Genomic DNA, 14,772 nt, shown 5'->3' with positions numbered 1-14,772 from the left:
GACCTCCAGCCAGTCGCGGCGGGTGGCGGTCAGATCCAGCCGTTGCTGCTGGATCTGACTAAGCAGCAGCGCCTTACGTTTTTCGCGTTCGACTTTACTGCTCATTATGCATCATCCTCCAGGGCCTGCCTGTCGTTAGCAAGTTCATGGCGGGTATGACGTAACAGCGTTGACTTACGGGCTTTACGTAGCGTCCATATCCCGCCAATGAGCGCCAGAAGCAACAGCACAACGGTGGTGGCTATCATCGCGTTGAGACGGTACTGAGGGTCAATGGCCCAGATGATAAGCACCATCAGGCTCATCAGGCCAAATGCTGCGAACAGCATAGTTAGCCCCAGCATCAGCAGTAGCTGAAAGAGGTTGGCTTTTTCCTCTTCCAGTTCAACAACGGCCAGACGTAACCGGGTCTCAACTATCTCAACGAGGATCGTGATGATCCGTTGTCCGATACCCAGTACGTTTTTGCCTGGACCTTGTGCGTGATCGGAGTCCGCCATTGTTAGCGGCGCGACAGCAGTACGCCAAGCACCACGCCGACCGCAGCGCCAATACCAACGCCTGTCCATGGATTTTCGCGTACGTAGTTGTCGGCTTTTGCCGCGGCTTCGCGAGTTTGCTTAGCAATCACATCGCTGGTTTCACCCAGGCGATTGCGGCTCTCTTTCAGCGCGCGTTCTGCTTTACTGCGAATTTTACTCAACTCTTCTTTCGACTTATCGCCAGAGGAGCTCAGTACCTCTTCAAGCGTATCCGCAAGGGATTTCAGCTCAGCGCGCAGGTGTTCCGTAGCATTATCTTTTGACATAGTTTTCTCCAGGTGAGTGGGTCGTTACCGTACTTAGTAATCGCGTGACTCGAGTTCTTTCAGTTCAGTCTGAGCTTCGGCAAGCTTGCGCTCGCGTTTGGTGATTTTATCTGTATCGCCTTTTTGTTTCGCCTCGGCGAGATCACGTTTACGCTCGGCGATCTCATCTTTCTGTTCTGCAATTTTTTTCTGATGCTCGGCACGTAGCTTGCTGTCAGAACAATTGGCCCGGACTTCGCTCAGGGCCTTGTTCAGGCCGTTGATACGACTCTGATTGTTGTGCTTTTCGGCATAGCTAATCTCCCGCTGAATATCGTGTTCTTTTTCCTGACAGAGGGTGTTGGCGTAGCTGCTGGCACTGAGAGCGAAAAGGGTAACAGCCAAAGCGATGCGGTATTTCATACTTGAACCTTCCATTGTGATTCGACCCGGTAACGCGAGGGTCGTTGCTCCAGATAAAAAAGCGTGGGCCATAAACCCAGCTTATTAATCATAGGCACTAAACGGCGAAATCACCAAAGTGGGTGAAATAATTCAGATTCCTGGAAGTTAACCAAAACGGTGTGGGTTATCACGCAAACGTGATAACCACTGCACCGCCTGATTATCATCATCCTGTTGGGCGATGACGAAGCCGTGCGGTAACGTTCTGTCGAGAACGACCTTCGCGGCTGCGCTTTGCGCGCTGGAATCAAAGGTGATCAGCAGCGCATCATTTTGCGGGGTAATGCTTTTAAAGCGAATGCCGTTGGCATCCAGATGATGCCAGATAGAAAAACCGTCTGGCATGCTGGCGCCCTGATTAACGGCGCGAATGGCTAGCGTCGACTCCTGCTGACGAATGGCAGACCAGGTCAGGATAAGCGCGCCTAAAAACAGGATAAAGGTGGCTGTCCAGGCCAATCGTCGGAGCGTTATGCGTGGTAGCAGCATAATTTATCCCCGGTTCCCGTATTTCTTTTTCCATAAAACAACCAGTGAACCGGCGAGGCCAAACACCAGTAAAACAACAGGAAGCAGCATCAGGCACGACATTAACTGATCTTCGTACTTGAGGAACACCGGTGTTTTGCCCAGCAGATAACCGAGTGACGTCAGGATCAAGACCCACAGCAGTCCGCTCATCCAGTTGAAGAACTGAAAGCGCGCATTGTTCAGGCCGGAGAGTCCTGCAATGGTCGGCAGCAGCGTTCTGACGAAGGCAATGAATCGCCCGACCAGCAACGCAGACAGGCCATGTTTATGGAACAGATGGTGCGCGCGCTGATGATAATGCGCGGGAAGATGAGAAAGCCAGTTTTGCACGATGCGGGTATTCCCCAGCCATCGTCCCTGAATGTAGCTGACCCAACAGCCGAGGCTGGCCGCGGTGGTGAGGAGCAGCACCGTTTGTGGAAAGCCCATTGCGCCTTTAGCAATAAGCACGCCGACCAGCACCAGTAAGCTGTCACCAGGTAAAAAGGCCGCAGGAAGCAGCCCGTTTTCCAGAAACAAAATGGTAAACAGGACAAAATACAGCATGCCAATCATCGACGGATTGGCCAGAGTTTCAAAATCCTGAGCCCACAAGGCATTCAGTAATTGAGTCAGTAGTTCCATTCAGTATTCCTGGAGAAATCGGTTGTCGTCATGCCGGTTTTCTGGAGTTTGTAACGCCGCAATATTATTGATCTTTTTTTGCATGTATCGCGGTCTGACACAAATTCACGGCCTGAACTGTTCCCTGTTAAGTTGCAAAGTAAGCAAGCACTGATACACAAAAATTCAAAACGCATGTAATTGTAACAAAGGTCAACGTAGTCCGTTATAGAAATTACGGTCGCTGAACCGTGATTTTGCTTATCGCAAAGGAGGGTGGCGAGAGGATTTACACAGGCTGACACTTTATACCTAATGCTTACCGAGCGTCAGAAACAGGCGCCCTGGCGCGCCTGTGAATATGAGAACGCTTATTTTGCCCCGTTAGCGGCCGTATCCAGATGAACCACCGGATTATCGGTAAAAAGATAACGGTCGGCGTTGAACTCAAAATCATCGCTGGTTTCGTTAAACAGCATCTGTTTGGTGTTCTCAAGGTGCTGCCACATCGCCAGTTTGGCAGCATGAGGATCTTTACGGATTAATGCCCGTAGGATCTGGTCATGGTCATCGCACCAGTTATCTACCGTGCGCAGGTCGATGTGATCGTGCAATTTCTTCCAGTACGGGTTGTGAACACGCTGAGTCCACATTTTTTCAACAATCGCCGCCAGTGCGGTATTTTGCGTTGCCAGCGCCACTTGCACATGGAACTGGAGATCCCACTCGGAGTCACGGAAGCTTTTTTCGTTGCGCGACTTCTCCTGGATTTCCATCAGTTTCATGATGTCCTGTTTGGTCACCTGGGTGGCGGCAAACTCGGCAATATTGCTCTCTATAAGCTGGCGTGCCTGCAGCAGTTCAAATGGACCGTAGCTGGCAAACTCAAGATTGGCATCTGGCGCGACGTAGTGTTTTGGCTGGTTAGAGATGACGTGGATCCCGGATCCTTTACGCACCTCAACGTAGCCCTCAACCTCGAGCATGATAATGGCTTCACGGACCACGGTACGGCTGACGTTCTTTTCATCGGCGATAAAGCGCTCGGCGGGAAGTTTTTCACCCACCAGGTAAACACCCTGCTCAATGCGCGCCTTCAGATCGGCAGCAAGTTGTTGGTACAAACGTCGTGGTTCGGTGATTTCCATATGCGCTCCAGGCATGATACGGCAGACTCTATTTGTTATACCACTTTTGCGAATTTGGCTCCACTTGTGACGATAAAAAAGCCGCCAGAACGCTGGCGGCTTTGAACGTATTTCGTTGGTGATTGAGTCAGGTCAACTTTGTGGTGCGGGATCGCCGGTTTGCGGTCCCGAGTCGACCTCGCTGGCCGGTTTGTTTTGCAGCACCGTCCAGATGACTAACGCACCGAGCAGGTCGAATACTGCCAGTACCGCAAACAGTGGGCTAAAGCCGATAGTGTCAGCCAGGGCGCCCACGACCAGCGCAAACAGGGTACTTGCCAGCCAGGCAGACATCCCGGTCAGACCGTTCGCTGTAGCCACTTCATTACGACCAAAGACGTCAGAAGAGAGGGTGATCAACGCACCGGACAGGGCCTGGTGAGCAAAGCCCCCGACGCACAGCAGCGCGATGGCAATATACGGGCTGGTAAACAGACCAATCATGCCCGGGCCAATCATCAGGAATGCGCCCATGGTGACGACCATTTTACGTGACACAATCAGGTTGACGCCGAACCAGCGCTGGAACAGCGGCGGCAGATACCCACCAACGATACAGCCGAGGTCAGCAAACAGCATGGGCATCCAGGCGAACATGGCAATTTCTTTCAGGTTAAAGCCGTAAACTTTAAACATGAACAGCGGGATCCAGGCGTTAAAGGTACCCCAGGCCGGCTCTGCCAGGAAACGCGGCAGTGCAATGCCCCAGAACTGGCGGTTACGCAGGATCTGCGCGACGGACATTTTCTTCGCCGTGCCGTTTTTATGCTGTGATTCCTGGCCGTTGAGAATGTAATCACGTTCTTCGTCGGACAGTTTTTTCTGATCGCGCGGGTGTTTGTAAAACACAAGCCAGCACATGGCCCAGATGAAGCTCAGGACACCAGAGATAATGAACGCCATCTGCCAGCTGTGCATCACGATGGCCCAGACTACCAGCGGCGGCGCAATCATCGCGCCAATAGAGGAACCGACGTTAAAGTAACCGACGGCAATGGAGCGCTCTTTGGCCGGGAACCACTCCGAGCTGGCTTTCAGACCCGCTGGGATCATCGCCGCTTCAGCTGCACCGACCGCGCCTCGCGCCAGCGCCAGTCCACCCCAGCTTCCAGCCAGTGCAGTCGCGCCACAGAAGACGGCCCACAGAACGGCGAACATCGCGTAACCTATTTTTGTTCCCAGCACGTCCAGAACGTAGCCAGCAACGGGTTGCATAACGGTGTAAGCAGCAGAGTACGCTGCGATGATATAGGAATACTGTTGAGTGGAGATGTGTAACTCTTCCATCAGCGTTGGCGCAGCTGCCGCCACAGTGTTACGCGTCAGGTAACCCAGCACGGTGCCAAGCGTCACCAGTGCGATCATATACCAACGTAACCCTTTAATTTTACGCATGTAAAACCTCATCGTTTTGTTATTTCCGCGAACGAGCGGTCATCTTCCTGTGTAGGGCGGAGGATGTTCTTTTTACGAAAGGGGTGACCGAAAAAAACCGGGACTCCCCGAACTTTGCCATTTCAAGAATCGTGCTAATTCGGTTTCCGTACCGGTCAATCCGATGGTGGACCATCGGTAATTTGCATTCCGTCGGCTTATGTATTGCGACGGCAAAAAGATAACTTGTCATACAGCTTTAAAAGGTGAGTGCCATCACAAAAGTGTGAATCTTCGTGTGGTCATTATTTCGATTCAGCAAAGCCAGTGCTGGCGCGGGCTGGCGTAAGATTTACCTCTTTGAGAGTAATTTTTTTGTCGCCATTTGTTGATCTAACTCACGAAAATATCTTCAGTCTGTGGAAATTGGTGTGATAACTTTGTCAGCATCAAAACATAAGCAATCTGACGCACTCGCTGAGAGGAAGACGATAATGACCCCGTTTATGACTGAAGATTTTCTGCTGGATACCGAATTTGCCCGCCGTCTGTATCATGATTACGCCAAAGATCAGCCAATCTTCGATTACCACTGCCATCTGCCGCCGCAGCAAATCGCGGACAACTACCGTTTTAACAACCTGTATGACATCTGGCTGAAAGGCGATCACTACAAATGGCGCGCTATGCGTACTAACGGTGTTGCTGAGCGCCTGTGTACCGGCGATGCGTCCGATCGTGAGAAGTTTGACGCCTGGGCCGCGACGGTTCCGCACACTATTGGCAACCCGCTTTACCACTGGACGCATCTTGAACTGCGTCGCCCGTTTGGTATTACAGGTAAGCTGCTGTCGCCTGCGACGGCGGATGAAATCTGGAATCAGTGCAACGAACTGCTGGCGCAGGAACAATTTTCCGCGCGCGGCATCATGCAGCAGATGAACGTGAAAATGGTCGGTACCACTGACGATCCGATTGATTCACTGGAACATCACGCCTCGGTCGCCAAGGACAGCACCTTTGCCGTCAAAGTGCTGCCGAGCTGGCGCCCGGATAAAGCCTTCAATATTGAGCAGGCAACCTTTAACGACTACATGACGAAGCTGGGTGAGGTGTCCGACACCGATATCCGTCGCTTCACCGATCTGCAAACCGCGCTGACCAAACGCCTGGATCACTTCGCTGCACACGGCTGTAAAGTGTCTGACCATGCGCTGGATGTAGTGCTGTTTGCTGAATCTAATGAATCTGAACTCGACAACATCCTGACGCGTCGTCTGGCCGGTGAAACGCTGAGCGAGCATGAAGTGGCGCAGTTTAAAACGGCCGTGCTGGTGTTCCTTGGTGCGGAATATGCCCGTCGTGGTTGGGTCCAGCAGTACCATATTGGCGCACTGCGTAATAACAACCTGCGTCAGTTCAAACTGTTGGGGCCGGATGTGGGCTTCGATTCGATCAACGATCGTCCGGTTGCGGAAGAACTCTCCAAACTGCTGAGCAAGCAGAACGAAGAAAACCTGCTGCCAAAAACCATCCTGTACTGCCTGAACCCGCGCGACAACGAAGTGCTGGGCACCATGATCGGCAACTTCCAGGGCGAAGGTATGCCGGGAAAAATGCAGTTCGGGTCCGGCTGGTGGTTCAACGATCAGAAAGACGGAATGGAACGCCAAATGACGCAGTTGGCGCAGCTCGGTCTGCTGAGCCGTTTTGTCGGCATGCTAACCGACAGCCGTAGCTTCCTGTCATATACGCGCCATGAATATTTCCGCCGCATTCTGTGCCAGATGATTGGCCGCTGGGTTGCCGCGGGTGAAGCCCCGGCAGATATCCAGCTGCTGGGTGAAATGGTGAGAAATATCTGCTTCAACAATGCGCGCGATTATTTTGCCATTGAACTGAACTAAGGTCCGGGTTGATATGCAATACATCAAGATCCATACGCTGGATAACGTTGCGGTTGCGCTGGCCGATCTGGCGCAAGGCACGCAGGTTAGTGTAGATAGCCATACCGTAACGCTACGACAGGACGTTGTACGTGGACACAAATTTGCCTTGAGCGATATTGCTCAGGGTGAGAACGTCATTAAATATGGCCTGCCGATTGGCCATGCTCTGGCGGATATTGCGGCGGGTGAACATATCCATGCTCACAATACGCGCACCAATCTGAGCGATCTGGATGAATATAGCTATCAACCCGACTTTCAGGAACCTGAGGTACAACCGGCAGATCGCGATGTGCAGATCTACCGTCGTGCCAACGGCGATGTCGGGGTGCGTAACGAACTGTGGATCCTGCCGACGGTCGGCTGCGTCAATGCCATGGCGCGACAGATGCAGACCCGCTTCCTGAAAGAGACCAACGATGCTGAAGGCATCGATGGCGTTCATCTTTTCAGCCACACCTACGGCTGCTCGCAGCTGGGTGACGATCACATCAACACCCGCACCATGCTGCAAAACATGGTGCGTCACCCGAACGCGGGGGCGGTGCTGGTGGTGGGGCTTGGTTGTGAAAACAACCAGGTGGATGCCTTCCGCGAAACGTTGGGCGAGTTCGATCCTGAACGCGTGCACTTCATGGTCTGCCAACATCAGGAAGACGAAGTGGAGGCGGGGATCGAACATCTCCATCAGTTGTACAACGTGATGCGCCACGATAAGCGTGAGCCGGGTAAACTGGGCGAGCTGAAGTTTGGTCTGGAATGCGGCGGGTCTGACGGCCTGTCCGGCATCACGGCTAACCCGATGCTGGGACGTTTCTCCGACTATGTGATTGCCAACGGTGGCACCACCGTGCTGACCGAAGTTCCGGAAATGTTTGGCGCTGAGCAACTGCTGATGAGCCATTGCCGTGACGAAGAGACGTTTGGTAAGCTGGTGACGATGGTCAATGACTTCAAGCAGTACTTCATTGCCCACGACCAGCCGATTTATGAGAACCCGTCACCGGGTAACAAGGCGGGGGGCATCACCACGCTGGAAGATAAATCACTGGGCTGCACGCAGAAAGCGGGTTCCAGCCAGGTTGTCGATGTATTGCGTTACGGTGAACGGCTAAAAACGCACGGTCTGAATCTGTTAAGCGCGCCGGGGAACGACGCCGTTGCCACCAGCGCGCTGGCGGGTGCTGGCTGCCATATGGTGCTATTCAGTACCGGTCGCGGCACGCCTTACGGCGGCTTTGTACCGACGGTGAAAATTGCCACGAACAGCGAGCTGGCGGCGAAGAAAAAGCACTGGATCGATTTTGATGCGGGACAGCTGATCCACGGTAAAGCCATGCCTCAACTGCTGAATGAGTTTGTCGATACCATCGTCGAGTTTGCTAATGGTAAACCGACCTGTAACGAACGTAATGACTTCCGCGAGCTGGCTATTTTCAAAAGTGGCGTAACGTTGTAATAATTGTACAGGCCTACGCGATCAGTAGGCCTGATAAGCGTAGCGCCATCAGGCATAAACCGTTGCCGGATGGCGGCGTAAACGCCTTATCCGGCCTACATGCTTGTCGCCTTGCTGTCGCACGAAATCTATTGGGTAATCGAAATAGAGTAGATTTTAAAAACGGCGTTTCATAATATGAGGCGCCGTTTGTTTTTGCATTTCCTCACAAGGATTTTTCATGACCGCGTATTGGCTGGCCCAGGGCGTAGGTGTCATCGCCTTTCTGATCGGGATTACCACCTTTTTCAACCGCGATGAGCGCCGCTTCCGGCTGCAGCTTGCCGTCTATAGTGCCACTATCGGGGTACACTTCTTTTTGATGGGGGCCTGGCCCGCGGGGATGAGTGCGGAGCTAAACACCATCCGAACCCTGGTCTCGATGCGCACCCGCAAACTGTGGGTGATGACCGTTTTTATCGTTCTCACGCTGGTTCTTGGGTTGGCGAAACTACAGCATGCGATGGAGTTACTCCCCATTATTGGCACGCTGGCCAGCACTTGGGCGCTGTTTCGCTGTAAAGGATTAACCGTCCGCTGTGTGATGTGGTGCGCGACTGCCTGCTGGGTGGTGCATAATTTCTGGTTGGGATCGATTGGCGGCACGATGATTGAAGGCAGTTTTCTGGTGATGAACGGCCTGAATATTATTCGTTTCAGACGCATGCAAAAACGGGGGATAGATCCCTTCAAAATTGAAAAAAGCGTACAGAAAGAAAACCCCTCCGCACCATGACGGAGGGGAAAAGTGATTAGCCGCGCAGGGCGTTGTTTGCCAGACGTTCGTCTTCAGCCTGGCAGGCTGCAGCGGTAAACAATACGTCGGTTGAGGAGTTCAGTGCGGTTTCACAGGAGTCCTGCAACACGCCGATAATAAAGCCGACGGCAACTACCTGCATGGCGATATCATTCGGGATACCGAACATATTACACGCCAGTGGGATCAGCAGCAGAGAGCCACCCGCCACGCCAGATGCGCCACAGGCACAAAGCGATGCCACGACGCTCAACAGCAGCGCAGTCGGTAAATCAACCGGGATCCCCAGTGTATTCACCGCTGCCAGCGTCAGCACGGTAATGGTGATCGCCGCGCCAGCCATGTTGATGGTTGCACCCAGTGGGATAGAAACCGAGTAGGTATCGCGGTCCAGATTCAGCTTCTCACACAGCGCCATATTCACCGGAATGTTGGCGGCAGAGCTGCGGGTAAAGAAGGCATACACGCCGCTTTCACGCAGGCAAGCCAGCACCAGCGGATACGGGTTGCGACGAATTTTCCAGAACACCAGCAGCGGGTTGACCACGAACGCCACCAGCAGCATACAACCTACCAGCACTGCCAACAGCTGCGCATAGCCCCACAATGTAGCAAAACCCGTGGTGGCAAGCGTGGAGGAGACCAGGCCGAAAATACCGATAGGGGCGAAACGAATCACCAGTTTCACCATAAAGGTGACGGCGTTGGACATATCGTTGACCAGATTCTTGGTCGTTTCATTCCCGTGGCGCAGGGCAAAGCCCAGGCCGACGGCCCATACTAGAATGCCGATATAGTTCGCGTTAAGCAGGGCATCAATCGGGTTCGACACCATACTCATCAACAGCCCACGCATCACTTCGACAATGCCCGATGGTGGCACAATATCGTTAGCGCTGCTGGCAAGATGCAGCGTCGAGGGGAAGGCAAAGCTGAACACCACTGCCGCTAATGCCGCGGAGAAGGTACCGAGCAGGTAGAGGAACAGAATCGGACGGATATTGGTTTTTTGCCCATGCTGATGGTTCGCAATAGAGGCCATTACCAGCATCAGAACCAGGATGGGAGCGACGGCTTTTAATGCGCCGACGAACAGGGTGCCCAGCAAACCAGCGGCTTCTGCAGCCGGTTTTGAGATCAGTGCCAGCGCAATCCCCAGTACTAAACCTATCAAAATTTGCTTAACAAGGCTCCCTTGCGCCAAACGCGAGATCAGCCCCGACGAACGTTGCGTAGTCATTTCGTAATCCTTTTATTGTGTTGTCGCCTGACCCTTGTGCGTTCTATAGACGCATCTTTCAGAGTGAGGCAAATGTTTGCATGGCTGAGTATAAGGAAAGAACACGCTTCGGGAAGCGAAATATCCTGGATTTTACGCTGAGATCATATTTTATAACTTTAAATTAACATCGTGATGACATGTTAAACAGAAAGCCCGACGCACACAGTGGGCGTCGGGCTTTGTAGGCTAGTGGATGAGTGTTACTGCGTTTGCTGCTTTTTATCGTGCTGGTGGTTGACCCACGCATTCACAATCAGCGTCACAAACAGGATCCCGAACACCACGCCTAACGAGATAGCGATAGGGATATGGTAGAAGTCGACAATCAGCATCTTGATGCCGATAAATACCAGAATGATCGACAGGCCGTACTTCAGCATCGAGAAACGCTCCGCCACGCCGGCCAGCAGGAAGTACATCGCACGCAGACCAAGGATGGCAAACAGGTTAGAGGTCAGTACGATGAACGGGTCGGTGGTCACGGCAAAGATTGCCGGAATGCTGTCGACGGCAAAGATAACATCGCTCAACTCAACCAGAATCAGCACCAGCATCAGCGGCGTAACGAACAGCAGACCGTTTTTACGCACGAAGAAATGCTCGTTCTCGATGGTGTCGGTCATACGCAGATGACCGCGCAGCCAGCGCACTAACGGCCTGTCGCCAATGCCGGAAGCATCATCTTTTGCCAGCGCCATCTTCACGCCGGTAAACAGCAGGAACGCGCCGAACACGTACAGCAGCCATTCGAACTGGGTGATAAGCCAGCTGCCCGCGAAGATCATGATGGTACGCAGAACAATCGCCCCCAGCACGCCATACACCAGCACTCGACGCTGCAACGCTGGCGGCACCGAGAAGTAGCTAAACAGCATCAGCCAGACAAAGACGTTATCCACCGCCAATGATTTCTCGATCAAATAGCCGGTGAGGAACGCCAACGCCTGCGGGTCTGCGACCGCACGCCCCTGGGTTTCTGCCAGATACCACCAGAATACGGCGTTAAACAGTAACGACAAGGTGACCCAGACGATTGACCAGGCAGCCGCCTGCTTCATTGACATCGTATGCGCGCCGCGACGACCCTGCAACAGCAGGTCGATGGCCAGCATAATCACCACTACAACAGCGAAGCCACCCCATAACAACGGTGTGCCGACAGTATTCATTATATTTCCCCATGCATAAAAAAACGGCCAACGCCGAATGACGTTAGCCGCTGCTTTTCATGCATAGACCTTGCCATTCGGCAAGGTCTCACTTACAACAACAAAGGAATACGTTGACGTATTCCTTTGTTATCGCCCGGCGACCGGATGTGGTTTTTCACACATCGTAATGACGATCAACCGACAACGAAGTTACTCCCCTTTGCGGGTAACAAAGTATTACAGGCCACGCTTTCAGTCAATGGCCTGCAACATTTGTTTTACACAGTTTTACGCAATCAGCGACGTATTCGCGCTATCTGCTGGGAAAACGACGCCGGTCTGGCGGCGAATTTCCGTTTGCAGCTTAGCGGTAATGCGACTGACAGCCAGTGCCGGGTGATCCACTTCGCCGGATTCAACCAGATGAGCAAAGCGCTCTGCCTCATACAGCATAGTATTGATGTGCTGAGGCACCGTCAGATCCTGCGTTTTTCCACCACGCGGAACAAAACAGACTTTCTGGCATTCGGAGATTTTCTCAATGACCAGTGACCCTGATTCGCCCTGAATCTCGCTGGCCAGCACCGAGTCGCTCACTTTGGAATGCTGTAACGTGACGCTGAAATCACCGTAGTTCAGCACCACAACGCCGTGGGCATCAACACCGCTTGCCAGCAGGCTGGCGCTGGCCTGTACGCTCTGCGGTTCGCCCCACAGCGCAACCGCCGAAGCCAGGCAGTAAAAGCCGATATCCATAATCGAGCCATTTGAGAACGCTGGATTAAAGGTATTCGGGTTTTCACCGTTCAGATAACGCTGGTAGCGTGAAGAGTACTGGCAGTAATTGATAAACGCCTTTCTGACATTTCCTACCTTGGGCAGAGATTGCTGCAGCAGCAGGAAATTGGGCAGGCAGGCGGTCTTAAACGCCTCAAACAACACCACCTGATTTTCCCGGGCGCAGGCGATAGCGGCATCGACTTCTGCCAGGTTTGATGCCAGCGGTTTCTCACAAATGACGTGCTTTTTATGGCGTAAGAACAGCTCGGTCTGCGGGAAGTGCAGAGAGTTTGGGCTGGCGATATACACTGCATCAATAGCGTCACTCTGCGCCATTGCATCCAGCGAAGTAAACAAATGCTCGACGAGATAATCGTTGGCGAAGCTTTGCGCCTGTTCAAGGCTGCGGGAATAGACTGCGGTTAACTTATATTTGCCGGTTTCATGGGCGGCATCCACAAACTGGCGGGTGATCCAGTTTGTGCCAATCACTGCGAAACGTATCATAAAGGCCTTCAGGCTGCGAAAAGGGATCCTTGCGCCAATTTAGCATGCCTTGCTGACAAAGCCAGTGCGCTACTGCGCAGTTTGTTTTAGCGATTGTTGCGTTAACCACAGGCGGGTGTCGAACTCCAGTTGGTGATACTGAGGTTCCATATGGCAGCACAGCTGGTAAAACGCTTTGTCGTGTTCTTTTTCTTTCAGATGCGCCAGTTCATGAACCACGATCATGCGTAAAAAAGGTTCCGGGGCGTTGCGAAATACGGTGGCGACGCGAATTTCCGCTTTTGCTTTCAGCTTGCCGCCCTGCACGCGAGAGACGGCGGTATGCAGTCCAAGCGCATTCTTCAACACGTGGATCTTACTGTCATACATCACTTTATTGAGCGGAGGGGCATTGCGCAGAAACTGACTTTTCAGATCCTGGGTATATTGCCAGAGCGCCTTATCGGTCGCGAAGTCATGCGTACCCGGATAACGCTTTTCCAGGACCGCGCCCAGACGTTGCTCGCTGATCAAGGTTCGAACCTGATCAAGTAAATTCTCCGGGTAGCCCTGCAGATAGGTCAACTGACTCATTTGTGCCCCATATAAAGTATAAAAAGTGTATACTCACGCACCCTTTTCAGGGATACGCCGAAATTTTACCATTCAGGAGGGCCGATGAGCCACATAGACAACGGTTTCCGTTCGCTGTCACTTAAACGTTTCCCGGAAACGGATGACGTTAACCCGCTGCTGGCGTGGGAAGCTGCAGATGAATATCTGCTGCAACAGCTGGACGATACCGAGATTTGCGGCCCGGTGCTGCTCCTGAATGATACCTTCGGTGCGCTGGGCTGTGCGCTGGCGGAACATTCGCCGTACAGCATTGGCGACTCTTATTTAAGCGAACTGGCAACGCGTGAAAACCTGCGTCATAACGACATTGCCGAATCCAGCGTCCAGTTCCTCGACAGCACGGTCGATTACCCACAGGCGCCGGGCGTGGTACTGATTAAGCTGCCAAAAACCATGGCGCTGCTGGAACAGCAGTTGCGTGCGTTACGCCTGGTCGTCACGCCGCAAACGCGTATTATCGCCGGGGCGAAGGCGCGCGATGTGCATACCTCGACGCTTGAGCTGTTTGAAAAGGTGCTGGGCCCAACCACCACCACGCTGGCATGGAAAAAAGCCCGTCTGATCAACTGTACGTTCAGCAATCCTGAACTGGCTGACGCCTCACAAACGCTGAGCTGGAAGCTGGAAGGCACCGACTGGACGATCCACAATCACGCTAACGTCTTCTCCCGTACCGGGCTGGATATTGGCGCACGTTTCTTTATCGAACATCTGCCGGACAATCTGGAAGGTGAGATTGTCGATCTCGGTTGCGGTAATGGCGTAGTGGGTCTGACGTTGCTGGAGAAGAACCCGCAAGCGAGCGTGGTGTTTGTGGATGAATCGCCGATGGCGGTGGCGTCCAGCCGCCTGAACGTGGAAACCAACATGCCAGACGCGCTGGACCGCTGCGAGTTTATGATCAACAACGCGCTGTCTGGCGTGGAACCGTTCCGCTATGACGCTGTGCTGTGTAACCCGCCGTTCCATCAGAAGCACGCACTGACTGATAACATTGCGTGGGAGATGTTCCACCACGCCCGCCGTTGCCTGAAGATTAACGGCGAGCTGTATATTGTGGCAAACCGTCACCTCGACTACTTCCACAAGCTGAAGAAGATTTTCGGCAACTGCGAAACCATCGCCACCAACAACAAATTTGTGGTGCTGAAAGCGGTGAAATTAGGGCGTCGCCGCTAATCGCTGATGCCGGATGGCGGTTAACACCTTATCAGGCCTACAACGAACTGCCTCGTAGGCCTGATAAGCGTAGCGCCATCAGGCAATGATGTGTGTAATTACCTTAT

The 14,772-nt window shown here is 53.0% G+C and carries 15 protein-coding genes and 1 pseudogene; 4 read left to right on the top strand and 12 right to left on the bottom strand.

Going from position 1 to position 14,772, the window contains the following annotated elements:
* The 8 genes and pseudogenes from FDX01_RS23915 to FDX01_RS16895 all read right to left on the bottom strand — a co-directional run.
* Window positions 1–105: pseudogene (locus FDX01_RS23915) on the bottom strand (hypothetical protein); the annotation flags it as partial.
* A complete protein-coding gene (locus tag FDX01_RS16925) occupies window positions 105–500 on the bottom strand; it encodes a phage holin family protein (RefSeq protein WP_096755578.1) in 396 nt (131 codons plus the stop codon). The pseudogene FDX01_RS23915 and the gene FDX01_RS16925, both read right to left, overlap by 1 nt.
* A gap of 2 nt (window positions 501–502) precedes the next feature.
* The gene (locus FDX01_RS16920; protein WP_096755579.1) at window positions 503–808 is read right to left on the bottom strand and encodes a YqjD family protein; all 306 of its coding nucleotides are present in this window, start codon (window positions 806–808) and stop codon (window positions 503–505) included.
* A 33-nt stretch (window positions 809–841) separates the two neighbouring features.
* A complete protein-coding gene (locus FDX01_RS16915) occupies window positions 842–1,210 on the bottom strand; it encodes a DUF1090 domain-containing protein (RefSeq protein ID WP_096759327.1) in 369 nt (122 codons plus the stop codon).
* A 147-nt stretch (window positions 1,211–1,357) separates the two neighbouring features.
* Window positions 1,358–1,741: an EnvZ/OmpR regulon moderator MzrA gene (gene mzrA, locus FDX01_RS16910; RefSeq protein WP_137400187.1), complete on the bottom strand. Its 384-nt coding sequence runs from the start codon at window positions 1,739–1,741 to the stop codon at window positions 1,358–1,360.
* Between the two features lie 3 nt (window positions 1,742–1,744).
* A complete protein-coding gene (gene yqjA / locus FDX01_RS16905) occupies window positions 1,745–2,407 on the bottom strand; it encodes a DedA family general envelope maintenance protein YqjA (protein WP_045447871.1) in 663 nt (220 codons plus the stop codon).
* Window positions 2,408–2,757: 350 nt separating this feature from the next.
* Window positions 2,758–3,534, bottom strand: coding sequence for a transcriptional regulator ExuR (gene exuR / locus FDX01_RS16900; RefSeq protein ID WP_096755581.1), 777 nt, complete (start codon window positions 3,532–3,534; stop codon window positions 2,758–2,760).
* Between the two features lie 132 nt (window positions 3,535–3,666).
* Entirely contained in the window at window positions 3,667–4,968 is a 1,302-nt protein-coding gene (locus FDX01_RS16895; protein ID WP_096759328.1) for an MFS transporter, read from the bottom strand.
* A 473-nt stretch (window positions 4,969–5,441) separates the two neighbouring features.
* On the opposite strand from FDX01_RS16895, the gene uxaC reads away from it, so the two are divergent.
* The 3 genes from uxaC (at window position 5,442) to FDX01_RS16880 (ending at window position 9,130) form a co-directional block, all read left to right on the top strand.
* Window positions 5,442–6,854: a glucuronate isomerase gene (gene uxaC, locus FDX01_RS16890; protein WP_096755582.1), complete on the top strand. Its 1,413-nt coding sequence runs from the start codon at window positions 5,442–5,444 to the stop codon at window positions 6,852–6,854.
* A 13-nt stretch (window positions 6,855–6,867) separates the two neighbouring features.
* Window positions 6,868–8,355, top strand: coding sequence for an altronate dehydratase family protein (locus FDX01_RS16885; RefSeq protein WP_096755583.1), 1,488 nt, complete (start codon window positions 6,868–6,870; stop codon window positions 8,353–8,355).
* A 220-nt stretch (window positions 8,356–8,575) separates the two neighbouring features.
* Window positions 8,576–9,130 carry a YgjV family protein gene (locus tag FDX01_RS16880; RefSeq protein WP_115257430.1) on the top strand — a complete coding sequence of 185 codons (555 nt, stop codon included), beginning with the start codon at window positions 8,576–8,578 and terminating at the stop codon, window positions 9,128–9,130.
* Window positions 9,131–9,146: 16 nt separating this feature from the next.
* Here the strand turns inward: FDX01_RS16880 and sstT are convergent, their stop codons facing one another.
* The 4 genes from sstT to FDX01_RS16860 all read right to left on the bottom strand — a co-directional run bounded on the left by sstT (window position 9,147) and on the right by FDX01_RS16860 (window position 13,444).
* A complete protein-coding gene (gene sstT, locus FDX01_RS16875) occupies window positions 9,147–10,391 on the bottom strand; it encodes a serine/threonine transporter SstT (RefSeq protein ID WP_096755585.1) in 1,245 nt (414 codons plus the stop codon).
* 242 nt (window positions 10,392–10,633) lie between these two features.
* Window positions 10,634–11,602, bottom strand: coding sequence for a TerC family protein (locus FDX01_RS16870; RefSeq protein ID WP_137400186.1), 969 nt, complete (start codon window positions 11,600–11,602; stop codon window positions 10,634–10,636).
* Between the two features lie 270 nt (window positions 11,603–11,872).
* Window positions 11,873–12,871: a Gfo/Idh/MocA family oxidoreductase gene (locus FDX01_RS16865; RefSeq protein ID WP_096755587.1), complete on the bottom strand. Its 999-nt coding sequence runs from the start codon at window positions 12,869–12,871 to the stop codon at window positions 11,873–11,875.
* Window positions 12,872–12,940: 69 nt separating this feature from the next.
* Window positions 12,941–13,444: a M48 family metallopeptidase gene (locus tag FDX01_RS16860; protein ID WP_096755588.1), complete on the bottom strand. Its 504-nt coding sequence runs from the start codon at window positions 13,442–13,444 to the stop codon at window positions 12,941–12,943.
* 84 nt (window positions 13,445–13,528) lie between these two features.
* On the opposite strand from FDX01_RS16860, the gene rlmG reads away from it, so the two are divergent.
* Window positions 13,529–14,665 carry a 23S rRNA (guanine(1835)-N(2))-methyltransferase RlmG gene (gene rlmG / locus FDX01_RS16855; protein ID WP_135911360.1) on the top strand — a complete coding sequence of 379 codons (1,137 nt, stop codon included), beginning with the start codon at window positions 13,529–13,531 and terminating at the stop codon, window positions 14,663–14,665.
* The last annotated feature ends 107 nt before the right edge of the window (window positions 14,666–14,772 follow it).

Source organism: Citrobacter sp. wls613 (genome assembly GCF_005281195.1).
Taxonomy (GTDB): Bacteria; Pseudomonadota; Gammaproteobacteria; order Enterobacterales; family Enterobacteriaceae; genus Citrobacter; species Citrobacter gillenii.
The sequence above is the reverse complement of the archived record's forward strand: the minus strand, read 5'-3'. Positions and strand labels throughout refer to the sequence as shown.